Source organism: Agrobacterium sp. ST15.16.024, assembly GCF_027956545.1.
Lineage (GTDB): Bacteria > Pseudomonadota > Alphaproteobacteria > Rhizobiales > Rhizobiaceae > Agrobacterium > Agrobacterium cucumeris.
Map to the genome: position 1 here is coordinate 1,443,905 of NZ_JAQKGO010000001.1, position 25,678 is coordinate 1,469,582.

Genomic DNA, 25,678 nt, shown 5'->3' on the forward strand with positions numbered 1-25,678 from the left:
GCTCCAGGATATCTCCCGATTGAGGCTACGGAACTCTTCGCAACGCCCTGGTCGCCGACGGCATAAAATCGAAAGAATGCCGTTTCCAGCCTTCAGCCCGCCAGTTCCTTCGTCGGGTTGAAATCGATCGCTGCGAAAGCCGCCTCGATCACCTCCGTCCCTGCCCCCGGACGGGTGGCATCGCTGGAGAGAATTTGCCGGAAACGGCGCGCGCCCGGCATGCCCTGAAACAGACCGACCATATGGCGGGTGACGTGGTTGAGACGCCCACCCGCGGCGATATAATCGGCGGCATAGGTCATCATCGCGTCGCGCAACCCCATCCAGTCGGCTTGCCGGGCCTCGTCACCGTAGATGCGGTGATCGACATCGGCGAGGATGGAGGTGTTGTGATAGGCGGCGCGGCCGAGCATGACGCCATCCATATGTTGCAGATGGTCACACGCCTGATCGAGATCGGCGATACCACCATTGATGCCGACGAAGACATCAGGATTTTCCCGCTTCATACGATGGACGAGATCATAATCGAGCGGCGGCACCTCGCGGTTTTCCTTCGGCGAGAGCCCCTGCAGCCAGGCCTTGCGCGCATGGATCCACACGGCATCCGCGCCGGCCGCGACAACACGCGCCAGAAAATCCGGCAACACGGTTTCCGGCTCCTGATCATCCACCCCGATGCGGCATTTGACAGTCACCGGCACAGCCGCAACCGCCTTCATCGCCGAAACACACTGCGCCACGACTTCGGGCTCGCGCATCAGGCAGGCGCCAAAGGTGCCGGATTGCACCCGATCCGAAGGGCAGCCGACATTGAGGTTGATTTCGTCATAGCCGTAATCGCCGGCAATACGAACCGCCTCGGCAAGCTTGGCCGGGTCCGATCCGCCAAGCTGCAGCGCGACGGGATGTTCCTGCGGATGATAACCGAGCAGCCTGTCGCGCTGGCCATGGATGATGGCATCGGCAACAATCATTTCGGTAAACAGCAGCGCGCGCTTCGACAATTGCCGGTGCAGAAATCTGCACCTCGTGTCGGTCCAGTCGATCATGGGGGCCACGGCGAAGATTTTTTCGCCGCTGGCAAGCGCTTGTCTGTACATGGATTAACCTCTTTGCGCCGGCTTCTACAGCAAAGGACCGCAAAAAGCCAGTTTTGCGCTCGGCAGCATTTTCAACTGGAAATCAGCCCGGAATCGCGGGACAAGAATTGCACCTTAAAGAGACGACAGGAAGTTCCCATGGCCGCCACAGTCATTCCCGCCCCGAAACCCGTTCTCCTGCCCGTTCAAGGCACAGGCGACATGTTCCCCGTGCGACGGGTCTATTGCGTTGGCCGCAATTATGCCGATCACGCCATCGAGATGGGCCACGATCCCTCGCGCGAACCGCCCTTTTATTTCCAGAAGAACCCGGACAATCTTCTGCCCGCCGGCAATGATTTCCCCTATCCGTCGCTGTCCTCTAACGTGCATTACGAGGTTGAATGCGTCGTGGTGCTGAAAAGCGGCGGCGCGGATATTCCAGCTGACGAGGCCCTGAACCATGTCTGGGGTTATGCCGTCGGCATCGACATGACCCGCCGCGACCTGCAGGACGGGCTGAAGAAGATGGGCCGCTCCTGGGAAGGCGCCAAGGCGTTTGAATATTCCGCCCCGGTTTCCGCCATCGTTCCCGCGGACAAGATCGGCCATCCCGCGACCGGCGCGATCTGGCTTGATGTCAATGGCGAGCGCAAGCAGACGGGCGATCTCGCACAGATGATCTGGAAGGTGCCGGAAGTGATCGCCGAGCTTTCCAAGCTCTTCACGCTTGCCGCCGGTGACGTGATCATGACCGGCACGCCGGCCGGCGTTGGTCCGATCGTGCGCGGTGACCGCATCGACTGCGGCGTCGATGGTGTCGGTACGCTGTCGGTCACGGTCGCCTGATCGCTGCCGGCGCATATTCCAGAGGGAGAAACCGAATGCCGCTTTACCGCCTCGCCGACCGGGTGCCGCAAACCCCTGCCCCGGATCGTTACTGGGTCGCCCCCGATGCCAATGTCATCGGTTCGGTAACGCTCGGCGAAGATGTCGGCATCTGGTTCGGCGCGACGTTGCGCGGTGATAACGAGCCGATCAGCGTCGGGCGCGGCACCAATATTCAGGAAGGCGCGATGGTGCACAGCGATCCCGGCTTTGCCGCAACCATCGGCGAAATGTGCACAATCGGCCACCACGCCATCGTGCATGGCTGCAGCATCGGCGACAATTCGCTGATCGGCATGGGCGCAACGATCCTGAACGGCGCGAAGATCGGCCGCAACTGCCTCGTTGGCGCCAATGCGCTGGTGACGGAAGGCAAGGAATTTCCGGATAATTCGCTAATCGTCGGCTCGCCGGCGCGGGCCATCCGAACGCTGGATGACGAAGCCGTCGCCGGCCTGCGCCGTTCCGCGGAAAAATACATTGAGAACTGGAAGCGTTTTTCGAAAGATCTGGCGATTATCGAAGGATGAGCAACGGTGGGCAACCATGCCCACCCCGCAAACAAAGCCTATGACGCGCAGTTTGCGCAGAGACCGCGAATCTCGATGGTGGTCTTTTCCGCCTTGAACTTGCTGTCCTTCACCCAGCGCTCAAGACGGTGGTCTATTTCGTGATCATGGAACTCGGTCACCTGCCCGCAAGATTCGCAGATGGCGAACGCCACGGTGCCATGGTGGTGCGAGCAGCATTCGGCCTGCGTATGCGTGCAGGCAACGAAAGCGTTGAGGCTTTCCAGCCGGTGCACGAGACCGAATTCCACCAGCTTTTCCAGCGCCCGGTACACCTGCAGCGGCGCGCGGAACCCGTCATCCCGCAGCTTGTCGAGGATCATATAGGCGCTGAGCGGCTGATGCGCGTTTGACAGGGCATTCATGACCAGCGACTGGTTCTTGGTGAGGTTCTGCTGGGTTTGAGCATTCATGATTTGCCTCCTTCATCCGCGGAGCGGGAAAAACCCGGCGCCGGCAACAGGCTTATAACGAACAGGATCACCGCGGCAACCACGATGGAGGGGCCGGACGGCGTATCATAGGTCAGCGAGCCGAACAGGCCGCCGATAACGGCAATGGCGCCGATCAGCGACGCGACCACGGCCATCACCTCCGGCGTGGCGGAAAAACGTCTGGCGGTGGCAGCCGGTATGATCAGCAGCGAGGTGATGAGCATGATGCCGACCACCTTCATCGCAATGGCAATCACCAGCGCCATCAACAGCGTGAAAATGAGCTTCGCCCGCTCCGGGTTCAGCCCCTCGGCTTCAGCCAGTTCGGTGTTGACGGTGGAAGCGAGCAGCGACCGCCACAGGAACACCATGGAAACGACGACCACCAGCCCACCGCCCCAGATCAGCGCGATATCGCTGCGGGTGACAGCGAGAATATCGCCGAACAGGAACGACACGAGATCGATACGCACCCAGCTCATGAAGGCGACGATGACAAGGCCAATGGCGAGAGCTGAATGGGACAGGATGCCAAGCAATGCGTCGGACGACAGTGCCTGCCGCCGCTGCAGAAAAATCAGCAGGATCGAAACGGCGGACGCCACCAGAAAGACGCTGATGATGAGGTTGAGCTGCAACAGCAGCGAGAGCGCGACGCCAAGCAGCGCCGAATGGGCCATCGTATCCCCGAAATAGGCCATGCGCCGCCAGACCACGAAACAGCCGAGAGGCCCGGCAGTAAGGGCAACGCCGATGCCGGCGACCATGGCGCGAACGAAGAAGTCGTCAAACATGCCGTTCTCCCTGCGCGTGTTTCGAGGGCGCATGGTCCCCATGTTCATGTTCATGGCCGCAACCGCATTCGTCGCCATGGTCATCATGATGGTGGCCATGATCATGGGCGTGATGGTGGCCGTCTTCAGGGTGGCAATGATCCGTCACCGAACCATCCGCGTGCTGCACCCGGCCATCGGGCAGATGGGTGTGGTCGTGATGGTGGCTGTAGACGGCAAGCGCCTTTGCGGCAGAACCGCCGAACAGCCGCATATATTCCGGGCTCTGGCTTACCGCCTGCGGTGTTCCCCGGCAGCAGACATGGCCGTTCAGGCAGATCACGGTATCGGTTTCAGCCATCACCACATGCAAGTCATGCGATATTAACAAAATTCCGCAATTACTTGAATTTCTGATATTTTTTATCAGATCATAGAGCGCGATCTCGCCGGAGAAATCCACACCCTGCACGGGCTCGTCGAGCACCAGCAGATCGGGCTTGCGGGCGATGGCGCGAGCCAGGAGCGCACGCTGGAACTCGCCGCCGGAAAGGTGTTGAACTTCGGCGTTCGCCAGATGTGCAATGCCTGTCGCATTCAAAGCCGCATCGATCTCGCGGGCGGGCAGCGGCCCGGTCAGCGTCATCAGCCGCCGTACCGAAAGCGGCATGGTCCAGTCCACCGAAAGCTTCTGCGGCACATAACCGACGCGCAGGCCGGCAATGCGCGAGACTTCACCCTCGGTTGGTTTCACCACGCCGATCGCCATTTTCGCGCTTGTGGATTTGCCGGAGCCGTTCGGGCCGATCAGCGTTACGATCTCGCCCTTGCTGACGGAAAACTCCACGCCGCGTACCAGCCAGCGGCCATTGCGCTGCACGCCGGCATTGGCAAGGGAAACCAGTATATCGTTACCCTGACGGGGGGAATGAAGCATGGGATTGTCCGTTCGGCGATGTTGCCTACCGCTATTGCATACGTTATAGAGTTACGCAATAAATGTAATAACATAACTATACTTCTTCAAGTGGAGTACATTGCATGAAATCGATCCTGATCCCGCTCATGGCGTCGGTGGCAATAGCGGCCGCCGCTTCGGGCGCCACAGCCGCGCCCGATGTCGTGGTCTCGATCAAGCCCATCCACTCGCTCGTGGCAGCCATCATGCGCGGCGTTGGTGAGCCGCAGCTTATCGTTGAGGGTGCCGCCTCGCCACATACCTATAACCTGCGGCCCTCCAATGCGCGCAAGCTGGAAAAGGCGGATGTGGTGTTCTGGGTTGGGCCCGGGCTGGAAGCTTTCCTGGAAAAGCCGCTGGAGGCACTGGCCAGCAAGGCGACGGTGGTGGAACTGGAAGACGCCAAGGGGCTGGAAAAGCTGCCTTTCCGTGAAGGCGGCCCCTTCGAGGCGCATGACCATGGCGAAGAAGGTCATGAAGACCATGCGGATGGCGAGGCGGCACACGATCATGGCCATGACCACGGCGACCATGACCATGGGCACGGCGCCTATGACACTCACCTCTGGCTTGATCCCGCCAATGCCAAGGCCATGGCGCAGACGATAGAAACCGCACTGATTGCGGCCGATGCCGGCAATGCGGCAACCTATCAGGCCAACACCAAAAAGCTGATCGACGATCTCGACGCACTCGACACGGAACTGGCTGAAACGGTCAAGCCTATCAAGGACAAGCCTTTCATCGTCTTTCACGACGCCTATCAATATTTCGAGCACCGTTATGGCGTGACGACGGCGGGGTCGATCACCGTCAGCCCCGAGACCCTGCCCGGTGCGGACCGCGTCAAGCAGATGCAGGAAAAGGTTCGCCAGCTAGGCGCAACCTGCGTTTTCGCCGAACCGCAATTCGAGCCGAAACTGATCTCGGTCATCACTGAAGGCACGGCGGCAAAGTCCGCGACGCTCGATCCGGAAGCGGCCACGCTGGAGCCCGGTCCCGACCTCTATTTCAAGCTGATGCGCGGCATTGCCGGCTCGCTGAAGGACTGCCTGGCCCAGCCGTGAGCAATAACGCTTCTTTTCCGTCATTCCGGCCTTGAGCCGGAATCCAGCCGACGCGCGTCCGCGCGACGGGAAGCCTCCTTTCAGCCCAAGGACTTGGGCTGGCTGGATGCCGGCTCGAGGCCGGCATGACGGCGAGTAAGTGGCAACCCGCAACAGAGTCGGGTGCAAAGCATCGATTCCGACGCTGCTCTTTACGGCTTCGGCGCCATGGAAGACCAGACCGGCTCGCTGACGCTCTGCAGGGTTTCCGGCGGAGCGCCGTTGATACGTGCCAGAAGGGCTTTCGCAAGCTCCCTGCCCGCCAGCTTGATATCCTCGTTGACGGTATGGATTTGCGGCTTGATCCAGTTCAGGAACTCGGCCGACTGTTTCGAGACGATATCGATGTCTTCGCCGATCTTCACACCCGCCGCTTCGAAGCCTGCCAGCAGCGCGATGGTGCTGCTGCCGCTGATAGAGACGATGCCATCGGGGCGATCATCCGATTGCATCAGCCTCTGGCCGTAATCGCGGATTTTGTCGAGCGGCGTCTCGATGGTGACGACATCGATGGGAAATTCGGTAAGGCCGAAATCCCTGATCCCGCGATTGAACCCCTTGCGCGCATGATCGTGGTAGGAAAATCGCGATGGCGGCATGATCACGGCAATCCTTTTGCGCCCACATTGCGCCAGACGCTCGACTGCCTCGTAGGCATAGGCCTCATTGTCGAAATCGTGAAAGGCATGTTCGATGCCCATATCGGACCGCCCATGGGTGACGAAGGGCATGTTGCGCTCGGTCATGAAACGGACGCGCGGATCGTTCGGTTCGATCTTCGAAATAATCACCCCATCCGCCGAACCGGTCTCGAGAATGTAGCGGATCGGCACCATGGAATCCTTGGCGTGGATATGTGGCGTGACGACCAGGTGATATTGCGTGGTGGAGAGTATCTCGGTGATGCCGAACACCATCTGGCTGGTGAAACCCATCAGCTCTTCGTCGACACTCAGCACCAGTGCGATGACATTGGTCTTGCCGGTGCGAAGCCGCACGCCGGCCCGGTTCGGCTGGTAGCCGATCTGCCGGGCGATCAGCCGCACGCGCTCCTTGGTCTCGGCGCCGATGTCGGGCGCATCCTTCAATGCACGCGAGACTGTGGTGATGCCAAGACCTGTCATATAGGCGATGGTCTTCAAGGTCGGGCGCTCGCCCGTCGTCGCGGGTGCTTCGCCCCCGCCGGATTTACCAGTATCGTTCATGTCATTTCGCCACGCTTTACCGAACGATAATCATAGATAGCTTTTGCGCTGTTGCAAAGGCAAACGTCCCCTCACACCGCTCGGCCTCATCCCATCACGCCTCAATTCAGCTATAACGATGCAGGTGCAAAAAATATTTCCTCCCATGAAACTGTTCCCGCAGCCATGAAACCCAAGCCTCGAAAACATACAGAAATTAATTATTTAAATTAAAAAACAAACATAACTTATTGGTATATATAAATCAATTATCGAAGAATTAGAATAAGACTACCTCTTCACCGCGTGACGTTGATGACAGACGCATTTAGCCTCGCCAGTCGGCGATCAAAGACATGACGGCACGTTTGTTTTACGGTAACGTTGCCGAAGGGAGAAGATCGTGACGTGGAGCGAACCGGCAAAAGCCGCTTTGCCGACATGCGGTTCCCCCAGATTCTGACACAAGCCTGCTTCACAATGCCGGGCCGTCTTTGTTGAATTCATATTATGCAGGGTCCCACCATGATCTCTTCTTCCACGCCAGAAACCACCATCGATCTGGCCGGGCTCTGGCGCCTGAGTTCGGTGGAGGGAGACCATGCCACCGAGCTTTCCGTCCCCGGCGACATTCACACCGCGCTCAAAAATGCGGACATCATTCCCGACCCCTATCACGGCGCCAATGAAAACGCGGTGCAATGGGTGGCGCAGCGGGACTGGATCATTGAGCGCACATTCATCCTCGATGAGGCCGATGCCAGCTGGTATCTCGATATTGATTATCTCGACACCGTCGCCATCGTCTTCGTCAATGATGTCCCGGTCCTAAGCGCGGACAATTGCTTCCGCCGTTACCGCCCCGATATTTCGCGTGCAGTGCGGCCGGGTGAAAACACCATCCGCATCCATTTCCATTCCAACATCGTGGCCGGTGCGGAACGTCAGGCGCGGCAGCCCTTTTATATTCCCTATCACCCCGGCAATTCGCCGATCGCCAATGGCAACATGTTGCGCAAGCCGCAATGCCATTTCGGCTGGGACTGGAACATCGCCATTGCGCCGCTTGGGCTTTACGGCAAAATCCTGCTGAAGCGCCTCGATACGGCACGCATCGAGCATGTCGTCACCTCGCAGCATCATGTCGAAGGCGGCGTTGAGTTGCATGTAGCCGTGACGCTGTTTGCCGAAGGCCCGGCAAGCCTGCCGGTCTACCTCTCCCTTAACGATGAAAGACTGCGGCTCGATTGCGGCGTCGGCGCGGGCGAGACGGTGGTGCGCCACGTCTTCTTCGTGGAAAATCCGCAACTCTGGTGGCCGGCCGGCAGTGGTGAGCAGACGCTCTACAGGCTGACGGTGGAATTGCCCGACGAGACCGTCACCCGCCAGATCGGCTTCAGGACCATCGAATTACTGACGGACAAGGATGAAGCGGGCAGCCGTTTCGCTTTCCGCATCAACGGCCGGGAAATTTTCTGCCGCGGCGCCAACTGGATTCCGGCAGATGCGCTCCATTCGCTGACCAGCCGGGAAAAGACCGAAGATCTCCTCTGCTCCGCGGTCGAGGCCAACATGAACATGATCCGCGTCTGGGGCGGCGGGTTCTATGAGGAAGACTGGTTCTACGATCTCTGCGATCGTCTCGGCCTTCTGGTCTGGCAGGATTTCATGTTCGCCTGCAATCTCTATCCCTGCAGCGAGGACTTTCTCGACAATGTCGAACACGAGGTCGATTACCAGGTGAAACGCCTGTCCTCGCATGCCTCCATCGCGCTGTGGTGCGGCGATAACGAGCTGGTGGGCGCGCTGACCTGGTTCGATGAATCCCGCAACAATCGCGACCGCTATCTCGTCGCCTATGATCGCCTGAACCGCAACATCGAACGGGCCCTGAAAAAAGCCGCCCCCGAAGCGCTCTGGTGGCCATCGAGTCCCGCGTCGGGTTATCTCGATTACGGCGATGCCTGGCATGCGGATGGCTCCGGCGACATGCATTACTGGTCCGTCTGGCACGAGAATAAGTCGTTCGACAATTACCGGTCGGTCAAACCGCGTTTCTGCTCCGAATTCGGTTTCCAGTCCTACACATCCATGCCCGTCATCCGCACCTATGCCGAAGACAGGGACATGAACATCGCCTCCCCGGTCATCGAGCTGCACCAGAAGAATGTCGGCGGCAATGAGCGGATCGCCGGCACCATGTTCCGTTATTTCCGCTTCCCCAGGGATTTCGAGAACTTCGTCTATCTGAGCCAGGTCCAGCAGGCGCTGGCCATCCGCACGGCGGTCGACTACTGGCGCTCGCTGAAACCCCATTGCATGGGCACACTTTATTGGCAGCTGAACGACACATGGCCGGTCGCCTCATGGTCGAGCCTCGATTATGGCGGCGGCTGGAAGGCGCTGCATTATGCCGCCCGACGGTTCTTCCAGCCGGTCACGGTCTCGGCCATTCCCTCCAGGGATGGGCGACAGGTGAGCTTTTCCATGGTCAACGACACGGCGGAAGATGTCGAGATCGACATGAACATCGTTGCGCTGACCATGGACGGCAACCGCGTGCCGCTGAAATCCGCCAACGGCACATGCGCGACGGATAAGGCCGCGACGCTGACAGAAATCGACATGGACAGCCTGCCGGATGGCGCCATCCTTGCGTGGAGCTTCATTGCCTCCAACGGCATGACCGGCGAAGGCCATCACGTGCGCGACACCTACAAGGCGTTGGAGCTTCAGCCCGCCGGGTTGGATCTGTCAGTCGGCCCACTGAAAAATGGCCAGTCTGAAATCGATGTCACCGCCGCCGGTCTCGCCCTCTTCGTCATGCTGGAGGCGGACCAGCCGGGGCGATATTCGGACAATCTGTTCGATCTTTCCGCCGGTGAAACGCGCCGCATCATCTTCACCCCGAAGGCGGATGGCCCCCAGCCACATTTCCGCATCTTCGATCTTCATTCCTGCCAATCCTCGCCCAATCCCGGCATTGAAACAATGCAGAGAAAGGCATAACCATCCCTCTCGGGAATGACAGGTGCGCCCGCGCCTGTTTTCATCGGTTCAAAGGGTTGCCGGGTTCTCCGGCAGCCAGTCATCAGCAAGTGGAGGAAGACCCATGGTTTGGCAACCGGCCGAAAACCGATACGCGTCCATGAAATACAATCATTGCGGCAAGACCGGCCTGAAACTGCCGGCAATCTCGCTGGGGCTCTGGCACAATTTCGGCAACGATACGCCGCACCAGACGAAACAGGCAATTTGCCGCCGTGCCTTCGATCTCGGCATCACCCATTTCGATCTCGCCAACAATTACGGCCCGCCGCCCGGCAGCGCCGAAACCGCCTTCGGTGAAATCCTGAAGACGGATTTCGCCGGCTATCGCGACGAGATGATCATCTCTTCCAAGGCCGGTTACAACATGTGGCCCGGCCCCTATGGTGAATGGGGCAGCCGCAAATATCTGATCTCTTCCTGCGACCAGAGCCTGAAGCGCATGGGGCTGGACTACGTCGATATTTTCTATTCCCACCGTTTCGACCCCAACACGCCGCTTGAGGAAACCTGCGGCGCGCTGGACCAGATCGTGCGCTCGGGCAAGGCGCTTTACGTCGGCATCTCGTCCTACAACTCGAAGCGCACCCGTGAGGCCGCCGCCATCCTCAAGGACCTCGGCACGCCCTGCATCATCCATCAGCCGAGCTACTCGATGATCAATCGCTGGATCGAGGAAGACGGTCTCGTCGATACGCTGGAAGAACTGGGCATCGGCTCCATCGTCTTTTCGCCGCTGGCGCAGGGCATGCTGACGACGAAATATCTCGGCGGCGTGCCGGATGGCAGCCGTGCATCGCAGAGCAAGTCGCTGAACCCGGCCTTCCTCAACGAGCGCAATGTTGAAAACATCCGCTCCCTCAACAGCATTGCCGAACGCCGCGGCCAGACGCTGGCCCAGATGGCGATTGCCTGGGTTCTGCGTGGCGGCCGCATCACCTCGGCGCTGATCGGCGCAAGCCGTGTCGAACAGGTCGAGGATTGCGTCAAGGCGCTCGACAATGCCGAGTTCTCCACCGAGGAGCTGGCGGAAATCGATCGTTACGCCAGGGATGCGGATATCAACCTCTGGGCAAAATCCGCCGAACGGGTCTGATACAGGAACGGTCGCCCGGTTACGCCGGGCGGCCTGCACGCTCCGAAACTTGCGCCAGGAAACTCAAAACAAAAGATTAACTCCCGCCCCTAAGCATTAACAACCATTACATAAATGTAATTTTAAATTCAGTTTCCGTTCATTCGTTTATTCGTAAGTTCTCCTCATCGAAACCCGAGAGGAAACTTCCATGAAAAAGTTCGTCACCATTCTTCTGGCAGCCACCGTTCTTGCAGCTCCGATGGCACAGGCCCAGAGCCGCCACGACGATCGCCATCGCGGCGTCACCGTCGAGCGTCAGGTCACCACCAAGAAAGTCATCGTCAAGAAGCACCGCTGGGATCGCGGCCAGCGCCTCTCGGCCCGTGAGCGTCGCAACATGGTGGACCGCCGTGACTACCGCCGTTACCATCTTGCAGAACCGCGCCGCGACCAGCGCTGGGTCCGCGTCGACAACCAGTTCCTGCTGATCAACGCCGTCAGCGGCCTCATCGTCGGTCTCGCCGCCGCCCGCTAATCCAAGCATCAATGAAATGAAAAAGGCCCGCTTGCACGGGCCTTTTGTTTTTATCGTTTTAGCCGATCAGAAAATTTCGGCGCCGCTGCCCCATGGGCCGTGCGGCTTGTCGACACCGTCGGTGCGTTCGAAACCATGCGCGCCGAAGAAGTCGCGCTGCGCCTGAATGAGGTTGGCGCTGCCGCGACCGCGGCGATAGGCATCGAAATAGCCGAGCGCCGAAGCCAGCGCCGAAACCGGCAGGCCGGAGAGCACGGCGTAGGAAACCACGCGGCGCAGCGGCGCATCGGTATCCTTGACGATGGCGGCGAAGGCAGGTGTCACGATGAGGTTGGCCACATGCGGATCCTTGGTGAAGGCCGAGGTGATCTCATCGAGGAATTCCGAGCGGATGATGCAGCCGGCGCGCCAGATGCGGGCGATCGTCGGCATCGGCAGGTTCCAGTTGAACTCCTTCGAAGCGGCCGACATGATGGCGAAGCCCTGCGCATAAGCGCCGACCTTGGCGGCCAGAAGCGCGCTTTCCAGATCGGCGATGAAGGCCTTTTTGTCAGCCGGTGCCGCCGCGAGGGTCGGCAGGCCGAAGATCTTCTCGGCAGCTTCGCGCTCATCCTTCTGCGAGGAGAGAATACGGGCAGCCACGGCCGCTTCGATGGCGGTTGCGGCGACGCCCATGTTCTGCGCCTCGATGACCGACCACTTGCCGGTGCCCTTCTGGCCGGCCTTGTCGAGGATCAGATCGACCATCGGCTTGCCGGTGATCGGATCGGCGGCGCGCAGAACCTTCTCGGTGATTTCGATCAGGTAGGAATTCAGGCGGCCCTTGTTCCATTCGGCGAAGACATCGGCGATTTCGACGGCGCTCATGCCAAGGCCATCACGCAGGATGCCGTAGATTTCGGCGATCATCTGCATGTCGGCATATTCGATGCCGTTATGGATGGTCTTGACGAAGTGGCCGGCGCCGTCATTGCCGAGCCATGCCACGCACGGATCGTCATTATATTTGGCGGAAATGGAGGTCAGCACCTTCTCGACACGCTTCCAGCTGTCTTCGGTGCCGCCGACCATGATCGACGGTCCGTGACGCGCGCCTTCTTCACCGCCGGAAACGCCCATGCCGATAAAGGTCAGGCCGCTATCCTTCAGATTGTCGAAACGGCGGATCGTATCGCGGAAATTGGCATTGCCGGCGTCGATCATGATGTCGCCATTGGCGAGATGGGGCTTCAGGATTTCCATCTGCTGGTCAACCGGATCGCCGGCCTTGATCATGATGATGATCGGGCGCGGAGGACGAATTGCAGCGACGAATTCCTCGATGGTTTCGCAGGGAATGATCTGGCCCTGCAGTTCGCCCGCATCGGCGTAGAATTTTCGTGTAACTTCCGGGGTTCGGTTGAATACGGCAATCTTGTTGCCCTTTTCCGCGATGTTCAACGCCAGGTTCGAGCCCATGACGCCGAGACCGATCAAACCGATTTCTGCCTGTTCCACGGATGTGCCTCCATCTTGCTTTTAGGTGGTCGTGTTGTGGCACTGTAATGGACAAACGGCAAGGCTAGCCGGGACTGAAACGATTAAATTTTGATGACGCAAGTCAGCTTTGCATATTTGCGACAGGTCAAGAACAGTTCAAAACTGACCTTTTGCTTCCCCTTCAAGAGGGCCGTGGCCGGTCGTCACCATCATCGATTACCCGCCAGGCAGCCCCGTCCATATCGTCATATTGCCCTGATCGAACCGACCAGAGGAAGGCGAAAAGCCCGAGCGCACCCAGAAACAGTGCGACGGGAATGAGATAGATCAGCATGTTCATGCCAGTTGCGCCCCCTCGCCCGCAAATCCTGTTTTTACGTCGTTCCGGGGACGGATGGTTTCCGCCGCACCGGCAAGGCGCAACGCATTGGCAACGACGATCAGTGAAGATGTCGACATCGCAATGGCCGCGATCATCGGCGTCGCATAACCGGCAATCGCAATCGGCACGGCGATGATATTATAGCCGATGGCAAGCGCGAAGTTCTGCCGGATAAGCCTTCCGGCCCGCTGCGATGTCTCGATCGCAAAAGGCACGGCATCGAGATCCTCCTGCATGAACACGAAATCCGCGGCCTGACGGCCAATATCGGCGGCGGTGGCGGGCGCCATGGAAACATGGGCGGCGGCAAGCGCCGGCGCATCGTTGATACCGTCTCCCACCATCAGCACCCTGCGACCCTCGCCGGCAAGTTCGGCACAGCGCGCCGCCTTGTCCTTCGGCGACAGGTCCGCACGCCAGTTGCCGATCCCCAGCCGCTGCGCCATGGCGCTGACGGCGGCGGCCCGGTCACCCGAAACGATTTCCTGCATCAGGCACCGCACTGAGAGATTACGCAAAGCCGCAACCGCACCCGCGCGCGGATTATCCTCGAAACCGAAGCTCGCCAGTTGATGGCCATCGAGCGACAGCACCACTTCCGACCGCGCATCGCCATTGTCGGTCCGTGCCTCATCCGGGCAGGCGAAACGGCGATTGCCGAGCCGGTAGATGCCGGCTTCCGTCTCGGCCTCGACACCCGAGCCTGGAATTTCCCGCACCAACTCATAGGCCGGCAAGGCACCGTTATAGGCGGCATGTAGGGCTTTCGAGAGAGGATGACGCGAATGGGCAGCAAGTCCCGCCGCAATTGCCATGGTGGCCGGCTTCACATCCCCTGTCTCGACCAGTCTCGGTTTACCAACGGTCAGGGTGCCGGTCTTGTCGAACAGCACGGTGTCGATTTCGGCCAGCCGCTCCATGGCCGAGCCTTCCTTGACCATGATGCCGTGCCGGAAGAGCCGTCCAGCGGCCACCACCTGCACGACGGGAACGGCAAGGCCGAGCGCACAGGGGCAGGTAATGATGAGAACCGCAATGGCAATCAGCATCGCCTGTTTCCAGTCCCCGCCAAAAATGCCCCAGCCGATAAACGTGACCAGCGCGAGAAGATGCACCACGGGCGAATAATAGCTTGCGGCGCGGTCGGCGATACGGCGGTAACGCGCCCGCCCGCCTTCGGCCGCCTCCATCAACCCGATCACTTCCGACAGGAAGGAATCCCTGGCCGAGGCGGTCACCCGGGCGGTGAGCGAACCGGTGAGGTTGAGCGTGCCGGCCTGCAGGCTGTCGCCTGCCGCAACGCGGCGCGGCGCGCTTTCACCATTGACGATGGACATGTCGAGATCGCTGCTGCCGGAGACGACCACGGCATCCACCGCCACACGATCACCTGCCGCAATCGCAATCGACATTCCGGGTTGGACATCGGCAAGCTGGCGATATTCCCGCGTTCCATCCTCACCGATGACGGTCGCGCCGCGTGGTGACAGCCGGGCCAATCCGGCAATGGCCGAGCGCGCCTTGTCGCGCATGATATGGTCGAGCGTGCGGCCGATCAGCAGGAAGAACAGCAGCGACACGGTCGCATCGAACCAGGCATGCTCACCGTGATGGATCGTCTCCCACAGCGAAACGGCATAAGAGAGCGTGATGGCAAGCGCGATCGGCACATCCATATTGGTGCGGCCGTGTTTCAGCGCGTTCCAGGCAGATTGATAGAAGAAACGCCCGCCATAGATCAGCGCCGGCGCGGCGATCATCGCCGAAATCCAGTGGAACATGTCGCGCGTCGCCGCATCCGCCCCCGACCAGACGGAGACGGACAGAAGCATGATATTGGCGGAGGCAAAACCGCACAGCGCCACCGCCCTGATCAGCTGCGAGCGTAACGCGTCGGAAGCATCCTGCCCGCTGGCGAAAAGATGTGTGCGGTATCCCGTCGACAGAATTGCACGGGCAATCTCGGCGGGATCGGTCCTGACGCCATTGACCTCTTCCCTCCAGACAGCCGCCACACGTTTGGACGACAGGTTCACCCGCGCGCGTTCCACCTGTGGCAAACGGTTAAGCGCAGTCTCGATGGTTGTGATGCAGGCACCGCAATAAACATCCGGCACGCTGAGATCGGTCTGACGCAGCCCCTGCCCCAGATCGCGGCTCGCCAGCAGCAATTCCTCCGACGATGGTGGATTGACCGGCTCGCCGAGTTGAAGCGAGCCTTCCGTTCCCGGTGCGCAGCAGCTCATTGACGTCCCCTGATAACGGCAATCCGCGTGCCCTCATGCACGATGATCCGGCCGTCCTTGACAGCGGTAACCTCGACGATCCATTGCCCCGGTAGCATGTCATGTGCGCCGGTAAAGACGCCGGTGGTGGCCGGGGTCAGTTCCATGTCGAAATTCTGGCTTTCACCCACAGGCCGGCGAAAATGCGCCGTCACCGTGTCCGTATCGATCGGGCCTTTTTCCGGATGGAAAACCTCGTAACGAACGGTCTTCTCATTCACCACGAGCCTGCCCTTGATGCCGGTTGCAGCCCGTGCCTTGGCGGCTTCCGCCTTGGCATTGAACTGCTGGCTGGCAACATAGGTGTTGGGCACGACGAGCCCGCTCCAGCTGTGGACCGCATTCCAGGCCATGATCATGTTGACGGTGATGATGGTGCCGAAGAACAGCACCATGACGCCGAGCATGTGCCAGCCGGTGAAAACGAAGCCGGATGTCTGGCGATTGTTGACTGTCATTTTTTCACTCCCGGAGCATTGAAGACCGCATCGTAGCGGGCCGTTTCGTGGCCGGCCGTATCGCTGACGATGAATTCGAAGTTTTCCGCCGTCCGCGCGATATTCTTGCCCGGCAGGGTGACAAAGACCTTCAGCGTCGTCGCCTCATCCGGCTCCACCGTCACCTCGAAGGCGCGCGCAGCCGTATCCGGCATGCCGTTTATCTTCATCACCGCATTGGGAAGGCCTTCTATCGTCAGGCTCATTACGCGCGGCTGCGGCACCATGTTGAGAATGCGCACGGTATAGCCGTTACGGATCGACCCGTTCGATTCCAGCACATATTGCGGATTACGGTCATGCAGGACATTGAGCGCCAGCCGCTCGCGCGTCACCAGCGCAAACAGCATGCCGATGCCAACGGCAGCCCAGATGGCGGTATAAAGCAGCGTGCGCGGCCGGAAGATGATGCGCCAGTTGAAGTGGCGGACACGCTTGCTGAAACTGCCGTCCTCCTCACGCACATTGGCGGGGCGGATGGCGTATTCGCCATTGCCGGTCGCCAGCGCCATGTTGGATTGATATTCGGACAGCGTCGCATAGGCGATCAGCCCGCGCGGCTTGCCGATCTTGTCCATCACCCCGTCACAGGCATCGATGCAGAGCGCGCAGGTGATGCATTCCAGCTGCTGCCCGTCCCTGATGTCGATGCCCATGGGACAGACCGCGACACAGGCATTGCAATCGACGCAGTCGCCGATGCTCTCCCCAGCTGCCGCAGCCTTCTTGGCGTGCCGCGAGCGCGGTTCGCCGCGCCAGTCATTATAGGTAACGACAAGCGAATTCTCATCCAGCATCGCCGCCTGGATGCGCGGCCAGGGACACATGTATGTGCACACCTGTTCCCGCATCAGCCCGCCGAAGACATAGGTGGTGGCGGTCAGCGTGGCGACGGTCGAGTAGGCGATCATCGGCGCCTGCCCGGTCATGAACTGCATCGCCAGCGTCGGTGCATCGGCGAAATAGAAAATCCAGGCACCGCCGGTCAGAACGCCGATCACCAGCCAGATCGCATGTTTCAGCACCCGCTTGCGCAATTTGCCAAATGTGAAGGGCGCCGCGTCCAGTTTCATGCGGGCGTTCCTGTCGCCCTCGATCGCCCGTTCGACCACCAGAAACAGGTCGACCCAGACGGTCTGCGGACAGGTGTAACCGCACCATGCACGCCCGACGGCTGATGTGACGAGAAACAGCCCCAGCCCCGCCATGACCAGCAGGCCGGCAACAAAAAAGAACTCCTGCGGCCAGATTTCGATGAAGAAGAAATAAAAGCGTCGGTTGGCGATATCGATCAATACCGCCTGATCGGGCGCATAGGGACCGCGATCCCAGCGCAGGAACGGCGTCAGATAATAGATGCCGAGCGTGACCAGCATCACCAGCCATTTGAACCGCCGGAACCTGCCTTCGGCGCGCTTCGGAAAAATCTTCTTGCGCGCTTCGTAAAGCGGTTTGCGCGTTTTTGCGGAATTGACGGCTTCCGCCTCCAGCCTTTCGACGGGCTGCTGCGGGCGATCCTGTCCGGCGCGATAGATGTTCATGATAGGAGTCCATTTTTATCTCCTTGCTTTCTCCCATCTCAGCGGGGAAACATCCTTGACTTACATCAAGTGACGACAAAGTGGCGCAGGGAGGGACCGCGCCGCAGAGGGAGGACGAGATGCCTGTCATGCAGTCGAGAATCATTCACCTGTCAGTCGAAAAGCCGTGGGCACAGGTCTATGGTTTCGCCTCCGACCCGCAGAACATGCCGCGCTGGGCGGCAGGTCTGGGCGGCGGCCTGAAGCCGGATGGCAACGACTGGATCGCCGATGGCGGACCGCTTGGCGAGGTGCGTGTCAATTTCGCGCCGGCCAACGAATTCGGCGTCATAGATCACGTCGTCACATTGCCTGACGGGCTGAAGGTCTATAACGCGCTTCGGGTAACGCCGAATGGCAGCGGCGCGGAAGTGAGCTTCACGCTGCTTCGGCTTGACGGCATGACGGACGAGGATTTCGAGCAGGATGCGAGCGCGATCACGGCCGATCTCGAAACGCTGAAATCGCTGCTTGAAGCGGATTGATGGAGTAAATGATGACAGAAAATGCCAATGACCGGCGCATCGACTATGTCGAATTCAACGTCGCCGACATCGAACGCAGCAAGGAATTTTACGGCGGCGCATTCGGCTGGACCTTCAAGGACTACGGCCCGCAATACTGCGAGTTTTCCGACGGCCGCCTGACGGGCGGCTTCACCACCACCGCGCCGGTTTCGGCCAGGGGCGGACCGCTCGTCATTCTCTACGCCGCCGATATCGAGGATGTCCAGCGGCGTGTCGAAGCCGCCGGCGGACAGATCAGCGTCGCGATCTTCGCCTTTCCCGGCGGCCGGCGTTTCCATTTCACCGATCCCGATGGATACGAACTGGCCGTCTGGTCGAAAAGCTGATCGGCAGGAGCTCGCCATGACTTTGACAACACCGCCTTTTTCGTTGGTCGGTATCGATCATATCGTCTTCATCGTCGACGACATGACGCGGGCGCTCGATTTTTACCGGAACGTGCTGGGATGCAGGGATGGTTACTCTTACCCTGCTCTTGGGATGGAACAAGTCTGGTGCGGAAATGCCCTGATCGTGCTGTGGGATGTCACGCACCCCGGTGGCACAAAGGCCGCTCCGCCCGTCGCCGGAGGTCGTAATGTCGATCACATCTGCATAGCGACCGGTCCCCTGAACCATGATGCGCTTCGCACCCATCTGGCGAAATTTAACGTCATGATAGAACAGGAAGCCTTTCACGGCGGCGCGAGAGGGATGGGACATTCGTTCTATTTCCGTGATCCCTTCGGCAACAAGATCGAGCTGAAGGGACCGGCCGAATATCCGGATGGACGGTCGGAAAGCGCCTGATCTGAACAATAAAAAAGGGCGCCTCCCCGGCGCCCTTCCTTACATTCTACTTGCCTCATTCGCCCCCACCAAGCGAATGCACGAAGATCGCCAGCTGCTTGACGGTCGTGTCACCGAGACGCTCACCCCAGGCGGGCATGACGCCGTGCTTGGGCGAACGGATCTGCGAAACGATGCCTTCCTCCCCATGCGACTTCAGCCAGATCGCGTCGGCCAGATTGGGTGCGCCGAATTCGCGATTACCCTTGGCGTCTTCCCCGTGGCACGAGGCGCAATTGTCGGCAAAGAGCTGCTTGCCGGGTTCCACCAGCGCCGGGTTGGAAGGCGTGCCGGTAAGGCTGACGACATAGGCCGCGACCTCGCGGATTTCGTTCGACTGGAGGATGTCACCGAAGGCCGGCATTTCCGAAGCGCGCGTATCAGGATCATCGGCAAAACGAATGCCGTGCTTCACCGTCGTGTAGATATCGTCGGCACTGCCGCCCCACATCCAGTCATCGTCATTGAGGTTGGGATAACCCTGCCCGCCTTCCGCGCCCGAACCGTGACACTGAATGCAATTGACCTTGAAAGCGGCTGCACCGCCGGAAAGGGCAAACTGCATCAGGGTCGGGTCCGCCTGAATTTCGGCAAGCGAGGAATTGGCGATTCTGTCGACATAGACGCTCTGCGCCTGTTTCGCATCGGCAATTTCGGCGGCGATTTCGCCGCGGCTGCTCCAGCCGAGCAGCCCTTTTGTTGCGCCTGATATCAGCGGGTAAGCCGGATAGGCGATGGTATAACCGATGGCCCACAGGATCGTGAAATAAAAGGTCCACACCCACCACCGCGGCATGGGATTGTTCAGCTCGCGGATGCCGTCCCATTCGTGGCCGGTGGTTTCGACGCCGCTGATGTCATCAATGTGTTTTTCGGACATATCCTAGTCCTCCTTGAGCGGAATGCTGGCGGCATCGTCCGCGGCCTTCTTGGAGCCGGGGCGAAGGGTAAAAACGACGACGCCGGCGAAGAACAGGGTCATGGCAAGCAGGCCCCAGCTGTCGGCGAAGTGGCGCATGGCCGTATAGGTTTCCATCGTTTCGCCTCCTCACCGGTATCCGGCGGCATCGTCATAGGTCGAGAAATCGACCAGCGTGCCGAGCATCTGCAGATAGGCGACCAGAGCATCCATTTCGGTAAGCTTGGCCGGATCGCCGTCGAAATCGCCGACCTTCGCCTTCGGGTAACGCGCCAGAAGTTCCGACGAATCCGCATTCGGATCGGCCTGGGCGACAAGATCAGCCGCGGACTTCTCGATCATCTCATCGCTATAGGGAACGCCGACGGCGCGGTTGGCCTTCAGCTCCATCGAGATGTCGGTGATCTTCAGCGGCGTCGTCTTGAGGAAGGCGTATGACGGCATGATCGATTCCGGCACCACGGAGCGCGGATCGGCCAGATGCTGCACGTGCCATTCGTTCGAATAACGATCGCCGACACGCGCGAGGTCTGGCCCCGTGCGCTTCGAGCCCCACTGGAACGGATGGTCATACATGGATTCCGCCGCCAGGCTGTAATGCCCGTAACGCTCCACCTCGTCGCGGAACGGCCGGATCATCTGGCTGTGGCAGACGTAACATCCCTCGCGGATGTAGATGTTGCGCCCGGCCAGTTCCAGCGGCGTGTAGGGCCGCATGCCCTCCACCTTCTCGATGGTGTTCTCGAGATAAAAGAGCGGTGCGATTTCCACGATACCGCCGATGGAGACGACCAGCAGGGAGCCGACCAGAAGCAGCGTGGCGTTGCGTTCGATGACGCCGTGTTTGTCAAGTATGGACATCGGCCTCTCCTTATTCAGCAGGCTGCAGCGAAGGAGCCGCGTCCTTGCGGGCGCCCTCCTCGCGTTGATGACCGAGGATGGTCATCGTGACGTTGTAGGCCATGATCAGCGCGCCGCTGAGGAACATCAGGCCACCCAGGGCACGCATAACGTAATAGGGGAACAAGGCTGCGACCGATTCCGCGAAGGAATAGACGAGGAAGCCCTGGCTATCATATTCGCGCCACATCAGAGCCTGCTGGATACCGGCCACCCACATGACGGCGGCGTAAACGACGATGCCGAGCGTGGCGAGCCAGAAGTGCCAGTTGACCAGTTGCAGGCTGTAGAGACGGTCCCTGCCCCAGAGTTTCGGCGTCAGGTAATAGATCGCGCCGAAGGTGATCATGCCGTTCCAGCCAAGCGCGCCGGAATGAACGTGGCCGATTGTCCAGTCGGTATAGTGGCTGAGCGAGTTGACGGCCTTGATCGACATCATCGGACCTTCGAAGGTCGCCATGCCGTAGAAGGCCACCGCCATCACCATCATGCGCACGACGGGATCGGTGCGGATCTTGTCCCATGCGCCCGAAAGCGTCATCAGGCCGTTGATCATGCCGCCCCACGAAGGCATCCACAGCATCACCGAGAACACCATGCCGAGCGTCTGCGCCCAGTCGGGCAGCGCGGTATAGTGCAGGTGATGCGGACCGGCCCAGATATACATGAAGATCAGCGCCCAGAAGTGGATGATCGACAGGCGGTAGGAATAGACCGGGCGGTTCACCTGCTTCGGAATGAAATAATACATCATGCCGAGGAAGCCGGCCGTCAGGAAGAAGCCCACGGCATTATGACCGTACCACCATTGCGTCAGCGCATCCTGCACGCCCGAGAACGCCGAATAGCTCTTGACGCCCAGGAACGACACGGGCACCGCCAGATTATTGACGATGTGCAACATGGCGATGGTGACGATGAAGCCGAGATAGAACCAGTTCGCCACATAGATATGTGGCTCCTTGCGCATGAAGATCGTGCCGAGGAAGGTAACGAGATAGGCGACCCAGACGATGGTCAGCCAGATATCGACATACCATTCCGGCTCCGCATATTCGCGACCCTGGGTGATGCCGAGCAGGTAACCGGTGGCGGCCATGATGATGAAGAGGTTATAACCCCAGAACACGAACCAGCCGAGATTGCCGCCGAACAGGCGCGCCCGACAGGTTCTCTGCACCACGTAAAAGGACGTGGCGATCAGCGCATTTCCGCCGAAAGCGAAGATCACCGCCGAGGTGTGCAGCGGCCGCATGCGGCCGAAATTGAAATAGGGTGCGATGTTGAGATCGGGAAAGGCAAGCTGAAGCGCCACCACGACCCCAACCAGAAAACCGACGACACCCCAGAACACGGTGGCGATGACGCCGTATTTCACCACCTCGTCGAAATATTCCGACTTGCGGCGGGCGAGCGCGGCCGGATCGACAGGCGCGAAGGAGACACGGCGCAACAGAAGCACCGTGCTGACCAGCAGTGTAAAGAACAGCACCCACATATGGGCGGCGAAAAGACTGTCATGGGCAAAAGCTGCCCCAAGCAACGCGAGAAAGGCCCCAAGGGCCACGATCGCGGTTTCTAACGTGTAATTCATTGTTGGTTTCCCCCAACGTGCAAGCCGACCGACGAAAGGCAGGTTGTGCGCCTGGGAGAGCGGAAACGCGCCTTTGCGTCGGTTGGAGCATTGCCACCGGCAGGGCAACGCCACCTTGATCCAGATCAAGAAAGCAAAGCTGTCGCAGCCCCGATAAAACAGGGCGCGGCTTTATGGAGGGAATTTGCGTAAAAACAAAAGTGCGCGGTGATGGCGATCCTGCTTTTGCAGGTGTCGCGTCAGCCCTTCATCTTCAGGGGCAGCCCGGCGGCGACGAAAAAGACGTCGTCGGCAATGGCCGCGATACGCTGGTGCAGCCGGCCGGCATGATCGCGGAATTCACGCGCCATGCGATTTTCAGGCACGATGCCAAGACCAACCTCGTTGGAGACGAGAATCAGTTTCGCTCTTGCCGGCGCCACCGCCGCCGCCAGAACGTCGAAGGCGGCCTCGATATCGGCATTTTCCATCATCAGATTGGTGAGCCACAATGTCAGGCAGTCGATGAGGATGACATTCTCCGGCCGGTCGAGGCGCGCGAGCACCGAGACTATGTCGACCGGCGCTTCATGGGTCGCCCACTCGCCGCCACGCCGCGCCTGATGATGGCCGATGCGGTCACGCATCTCCTCATCCCATGGCCTGCCGGTGGCCAGATAATGCAGGCTTCCGCCGGCATTTACCGCAAGCTCTTCCGCAAAACGCGACTTGCCGGAGCGCGCGCCTCCAAGAATGAAAACGGAGCGGTTTTTATCTGTCATCGGAAACCTGAATGAGGAAAATGAAACGGACCGGCGTCTTTGCGATGTCGCAAGCCAGAAACAGGCGGCCATGAAGGGAACGATTCGTAGAAAAAGGCGTCCCCCGGTTGTTCATGCCGGACTGCCGCTGATACCGGACCGGAGAGACAAAACCTGCCTGCGGGATGCGGGACATATCAGCCTTGGCAACTCCGGATACCGGAAACACCGGTCCTCATGAAAGGCTAGGTGCGAATGGCTGTTCTGTCAATCGGCCGGGAATAGTGCCGGGAATTTACACGGAACCGGTACGCAAAACCTCACCCGGAACCGGCAGACCTTGCGTCCGCGAAGCGATTGATAAAGCCATAGGGTTACCGGAAGGTTAGCGAAATCGCGCCATGACGAAGCTGCAACGCGGCCGCAGAATATTCTCGCGACGGGGCGGCCGCCATTGCCTTGCCATGACCTTCAAATCAATATGCTTTCGAAGATTCGTAAACAGCAAGGTGACCTGCCCGTGATGACCGTCATGGACTATATATCGATCATCATTTTCGTCGTGCTGTGGGCTGCCTATACCCATATCACGACGGGATCGCGGCTGTTTTCGCGCGCCAGCCTCAACCAGGCCATGGCCGAACGCCGGCGTGACTGGATCATGAATTCGCTCAAACGCGATCTGAAGATGATCGACACCCAGATCATGGCCGGCCTGCAGAACGGCACGGCCTTCTTCGCTTCCACCTCCATCTTCGCCATCGGCGGCTGCTTTGCCCTGCTCGGCGCCACCGAGCAGGTCGAATCGGTGTTTCGCGACATGCCGTTCGTGCATTATTCCGGACGCACGGCCTTCGAGCTGAAGGTTATCGGGCTGACCTGTCTGTTCGGTTATTCCTTCTTCAAATTCGGCTGGTCCTACCGTCTGTTCAACTATTGCACGATCCTGTTCGGCGCCATTCCGATGGTCCATGATGCGAGTTCCGACCGCGAGGCGGCCGAGCGCGCCGCCGAAAACGTCATAAAGATGAACATCATCGCTGCTAAGAATTTCAATGACGGCCTGCGAACGATCTTCCTGTCCATCGGATATCTTGGCTGGTTCATCAGCCCCTATGTCTTCATCGCCAGCACCGTCATCATCATCGTGGCGCTCTTGCGCCGGCAGTTCTTTTCCGAGGCGCGTCGCGCCATCATGGAAGACAGCAGGCCTTGAAATAGCCGCACTTCAAGGGCCAAGCCCGAATGAATACCGGTCTCGTGAAAAGCGGAAAACATGGATAAAAACGCAGCCATCACCGAAACCAGCCGCAGGGGCCGCATTGGCGGTCTTGATACCCTGCGTGGGCTGGCGCTTCTCGCCATGGCATCCTACCACTTCACGTGGAACCTGGAATATTTCGGTTATCTCGAACCCGGCACGGCAACCACGGGCCTGTGGAAGCTCTATGCCCGCGGCATCGCCACCTCATTCCTGTTTCTGGCCGGTTTCAGCCTGTTTCTCGCCCATGGCAAAGGCCTGAACTGGCCGTCCTTCGGCAAGCGTTTCGCCATGGTGGCAGGTTCGGCGCTGCTGATTACCGCCGCCACCTATTTCGCCTTTCCCGACAGTTTCATCTTCTTCGGCATCCTGCATAATATCGCCGCCGCAAGCCTCGTCGGGCTGCTGTTCCTGCGCGCACCAGCGCTGGTGACGCTGCTTTTCGCGGTGATCGCCTTCGCGTTGCCGCAATATCTGCAATCCGATCTCTTTAATGCGAAATGGCTGGCCTGGATCGGCTTTTCCACCATGCCGCCCCGCTCCAACGATTATGTACCGTTGCTGCCATGGCTCGCCCCATTCCTCGCCGGACTTGGCGTTTCGCAATTTGTCACCCCTCGCGGCTGGCTGGATCGCTTTCGCAACCCCAGCTCACCACGCAATCTGGTTGCCAGCGCCGGCCGGCACAGCCTGGCCTTCTACCTCATTCATCAGCCGGTGCTGATCGGCCTCGTTTACGTCCTGTCGGTCGTGGCACCGCCTCCTCCCGTAGATCAGGTGGAGCTTTACAAATCCAGCTGCGAAAAAAGCTGTGTCGAACAGGCGAACGGGGTGGAACTGTGCCAACGTTTCTGCGGCTGCACGCTGGAAAAACTGCAGACGGAAAGCCTGTTTGACATCATGATGGAAGGCAAGCTCAGCGCCGATCAGCAGACGAAGGTCAGCGAACTGGCACAGCAGTGTACGGTTGAGGCGCAGTAAGGGGAACCACCAGGTATTGCCGCCGCTTTGCCGGACTTTCGATAAGGGCG

At 59.7% G+C, this 25,678-nt stretch carries 26 protein-coding genes; 11 read left to right on the forward strand and 15 right to left on the reverse strand.

Annotation, left to right across the window (positions count from 1 at the left end; all coding sequences use genetic code 11):
- Positions 1–92: 92 nt before the first annotated feature.
- Positions 93–1,103, reverse strand: coding sequence for a tRNA dihydrouridine(20/20a) synthase DusA (dusA, locus tag PL640_RS07060; protein WP_271361240.1), 1,011 nt, complete (start codon positions 1,101–1,103; stop codon positions 93–95).
- A gap of 138 nt (positions 1,104–1,241) precedes the next feature.
- Here dusA and PL640_RS07065 point away from each other — a divergent pair, with 138 nt between their 5' ends.
- Together PL640_RS07065 and PL640_RS07070 are read left to right on the forward strand one after the other, a co-directional pair.
- Entirely contained in the window at positions 1,242–1,931 is a 690-nt protein-coding gene (locus PL640_RS07065) for a fumarylacetoacetate hydrolase family protein (protein ID WP_271361241.1), read from the forward strand.
- A gap of 35 nt (positions 1,932–1,966) precedes the next feature.
- A complete protein-coding gene (locus tag PL640_RS07070; RefSeq protein WP_142839780.1) occupies positions 1,967–2,500 on the forward strand; it encodes a gamma carbonic anhydrase family protein in 534 nt (177 codons plus the stop codon).
- Between the two features lie 38 nt (positions 2,501–2,538).
- On the opposite strand, the gene zur is transcribed toward PL640_RS07070, so the two are convergent.
- Genes zur through znuC form a run of 3 tightly spaced genes read right to left on the reverse strand, consistent with a single transcriptional unit; the run spans position 2,539 to position 4,683 of the window.
- The gene (zur, locus tag PL640_RS07075) at positions 2,539–2,952 is read right to left on the reverse strand and encodes a zinc uptake transcriptional repressor Zur (protein ID WP_065115613.1); all 414 of its coding nucleotides are present in this window, start codon (positions 2,950–2,952) and stop codon (positions 2,539–2,541) included.
- Positions 2,949–3,767 carry a zinc ABC transporter permease subunit ZnuB gene (gene znuB, locus PL640_RS07080; RefSeq protein WP_271361242.1) on the reverse strand — a complete coding sequence of 273 codons (819 nt, stop codon included), beginning with the start codon at positions 3,765–3,767 and terminating at the stop codon, positions 2,949–2,951. Before znuB ends, zur begins: the two co-directional genes overlap by 4 nt.
- On the reverse strand, positions 3,760–4,683 hold the full coding sequence (gene znuC, locus PL640_RS07085; protein ID WP_271361243.1) for a zinc ABC transporter ATP-binding protein ZnuC: 924 nt from the start codon (positions 4,681–4,683) through the stop codon (positions 3,760–3,762). The genes znuB and znuC overlap by 8 nt, the downstream gene beginning before the upstream one ends.
- A gap of 104 nt (positions 4,684–4,787) precedes the next feature.
- Here znuC and znuA point away from each other — a divergent pair, with 104 nt between their 5' ends.
- Positions 4,788–5,771, forward strand: a complete 984-nt coding sequence (znuA, locus tag PL640_RS07090; protein WP_271361244.1) for a zinc ABC transporter substrate-binding protein ZnuA — start codon at positions 4,788–4,790, stop codon at positions 5,769–5,771.
- A gap of 191 nt (positions 5,772–5,962) precedes the next feature.
- Here znuA and PL640_RS07095 read toward each other — a convergent pair whose 3' ends face one another.
- Complete coding sequence (locus PL640_RS07095; protein WP_271361245.1) at positions 5,963–7,015, reverse strand: LacI family transcriptional regulator; 1,053 nt, start codon at positions 7,013–7,015, stop codon at positions 5,963–5,965.
- Between the two features lie 489 nt (positions 7,016–7,504).
- Here PL640_RS07095 and PL640_RS07100 point away from each other — a divergent pair, with 489 nt between their 5' ends.
- The 3 genes from PL640_RS07100 to PL640_RS07110 all read left to right on the forward strand — a co-directional run bounded on the left by PL640_RS07100 (position 7,505) and on the right by PL640_RS07110 (position 11,655).
- Positions 7,505–10,003, forward strand: a complete 2,499-nt coding sequence (locus PL640_RS07100) for a beta-mannosidase (protein WP_271361246.1) — start codon at positions 7,505–7,507, stop codon at positions 10,001–10,003.
- A 103-nt stretch (positions 10,004–10,106) separates the two neighbouring features.
- Complete coding sequence (gene mgrA, locus PL640_RS07105) at positions 10,107–11,138, forward strand: L-glyceraldehyde 3-phosphate reductase (protein ID WP_127756005.1); 1,032 nt, start codon at positions 10,107–10,109, stop codon at positions 11,136–11,138.
- Between the two features lie 190 nt (positions 11,139–11,328).
- Positions 11,329–11,655: an RcnB family protein gene (locus PL640_RS07110; protein ID WP_003525025.1), complete on the forward strand. Its 327-nt coding sequence runs from the start codon at positions 11,329–11,331 to the stop codon at positions 11,653–11,655.
- A 66-nt stretch (positions 11,656–11,721) separates the two neighbouring features.
- Here the strand turns inward: PL640_RS07110 and gndA are convergent, their stop codons facing one another.
- The 5 genes from gndA to ccoG form a co-directional block, all read right to left on the reverse strand.
- Positions 11,722–13,152 (reverse strand): NADP-dependent phosphogluconate dehydrogenase, encoded by a 1,431-nt coding sequence (gene gndA / locus PL640_RS07115; protein WP_271361247.1) that lies wholly within the window; start codon positions 13,150–13,152, stop codon positions 11,722–11,724.
- A gap of 163 nt (positions 13,153–13,315) precedes the next feature.
- On the reverse strand, positions 13,316–13,474 hold the full coding sequence (ccoS, locus tag PL640_RS07120; RefSeq protein WP_035223387.1) for a cbb3-type cytochrome oxidase assembly protein CcoS: 159 nt from the start codon (positions 13,472–13,474) through the stop codon (positions 13,316–13,318).
- The gene (locus PL640_RS07125; protein ID WP_271361248.1) at positions 13,471–15,762 is read right to left on the reverse strand and encodes a cation-translocating P-type ATPase; all 2,292 of its coding nucleotides are present in this window, start codon (positions 15,760–15,762) and stop codon (positions 13,471–13,473) included. Before PL640_RS07125 ends, ccoS begins: the two co-directional genes overlap by 4 nt.
- Positions 15,759–16,259: a FixH family protein gene (locus PL640_RS07130; RefSeq protein ID WP_271361249.1), complete on the reverse strand. Its 501-nt coding sequence runs from the start codon at positions 16,257–16,259 to the stop codon at positions 15,759–15,761. Before PL640_RS07130 ends, PL640_RS07125 begins: the two co-directional genes overlap by 4 nt.
- Positions 16,256–17,839 carry a cytochrome c oxidase accessory protein CcoG gene (gene ccoG, locus PL640_RS07135; RefSeq protein ID WP_271361250.1) on the reverse strand — a complete coding sequence of 528 codons (1,584 nt, stop codon included), beginning with the start codon at positions 17,837–17,839 and terminating at the stop codon, positions 16,256–16,258. Before ccoG ends, PL640_RS07130 begins: the two co-directional genes overlap by 4 nt.
- 119 nt (positions 17,840–17,958) lie before the next feature.
- Between ccoG and PL640_RS07140 the strand changes: the two genes are divergently transcribed.
- Genes PL640_RS07140 through PL640_RS07150 form a run of 3 tightly spaced genes read left to right on the forward strand, consistent with a single transcriptional unit; the run spans position 17,959 to position 19,194 of the window.
- Positions 17,959–18,363 carry an SRPBCC family protein gene (locus tag PL640_RS07140; protein WP_271361251.1) on the forward strand — a complete coding sequence of 135 codons (405 nt, stop codon included), beginning with the start codon at positions 17,959–17,961 and terminating at the stop codon, positions 18,361–18,363.
- A gap of 11 nt (positions 18,364–18,374) precedes the next feature.
- Positions 18,375–18,731: a VOC family protein gene (locus PL640_RS07145; protein WP_271361252.1), complete on the forward strand. Its 357-nt coding sequence runs from the start codon at positions 18,375–18,377 to the stop codon at positions 18,729–18,731.
- Positions 18,732–18,747: 16 nt separating this feature from the next.
- On the forward strand, positions 18,748–19,194 hold the full coding sequence (locus PL640_RS07150) for a VOC family protein (protein ID WP_271361253.1): 447 nt from the start codon (positions 18,748–18,750) through the stop codon (positions 19,192–19,194).
- A 55-nt stretch (positions 19,195–19,249) separates the two neighbouring features.
- On the opposite strand, the gene ccoP is transcribed toward PL640_RS07150, so the two are convergent.
- The 5 genes from ccoP to cobU form a co-directional block, all read right to left on the reverse strand.
- Positions 19,250–20,113 carry a cytochrome-c oxidase, cbb3-type subunit III gene (gene ccoP / locus PL640_RS07155; RefSeq protein ID WP_137003547.1) on the reverse strand — a complete coding sequence of 288 codons (864 nt, stop codon included), beginning with the start codon at positions 20,111–20,113 and terminating at the stop codon, positions 19,250–19,252.
- Positions 20,114–20,116: 3 nt separating this feature from the next.
- Complete coding sequence (locus PL640_RS07160) at positions 20,117–20,269, reverse strand: CcoQ/FixQ family Cbb3-type cytochrome c oxidase assembly chaperone (RefSeq protein WP_003502810.1); 153 nt, start codon at positions 20,267–20,269, stop codon at positions 20,117–20,119.
- Between the two features lie 12 nt (positions 20,270–20,281).
- Positions 20,282–21,013 (reverse strand): cytochrome-c oxidase, cbb3-type subunit II, encoded by a 732-nt coding sequence (gene ccoO / locus PL640_RS07165; RefSeq protein WP_137003548.1) that lies wholly within the window; start codon positions 21,011–21,013, stop codon positions 20,282–20,284.
- A 10-nt stretch (positions 21,014–21,023) separates the two neighbouring features.
- Positions 21,024–22,646 carry a cytochrome-c oxidase, cbb3-type subunit I gene (gene ccoN / locus PL640_RS07170; protein ID WP_052818410.1) on the reverse strand — a complete coding sequence of 541 codons (1,623 nt, stop codon included), beginning with the start codon at positions 22,644–22,646 and terminating at the stop codon, positions 21,024–21,026.
- A gap of 239 nt (positions 22,647–22,885) precedes the next feature.
- The gene (gene cobU / locus PL640_RS07175; protein WP_271361254.1) at positions 22,886–23,407 is read right to left on the reverse strand and encodes a bifunctional adenosylcobinamide kinase/adenosylcobinamide-phosphate guanylyltransferase; all 522 of its coding nucleotides are present in this window, start codon (positions 23,405–23,407) and stop codon (positions 22,886–22,888) included.
- Positions 23,408–23,909: 502 nt separating this feature from the next.
- On the opposite strand from cobU, the gene PL640_RS07180 reads away from it, so the two are divergent.
- Together PL640_RS07180 and PL640_RS07185 are read left to right on the forward strand one after the other, a co-directional pair.
- Complete coding sequence (locus PL640_RS07180) at positions 23,910–24,602, forward strand: DUF599 domain-containing protein (RefSeq protein WP_271361467.1); 693 nt, start codon at positions 23,910–23,912, stop codon at positions 24,600–24,602.
- A gap of 60 nt (positions 24,603–24,662) precedes the next feature.
- A complete protein-coding gene (locus tag PL640_RS07185; RefSeq protein WP_271361255.1) occupies positions 24,663–25,628 on the forward strand; it encodes a heparan-alpha-glucosaminide N-acetyltransferase in 966 nt (321 codons plus the stop codon).
- Positions 25,629–25,678: the final 50 nt, after the last annotated feature.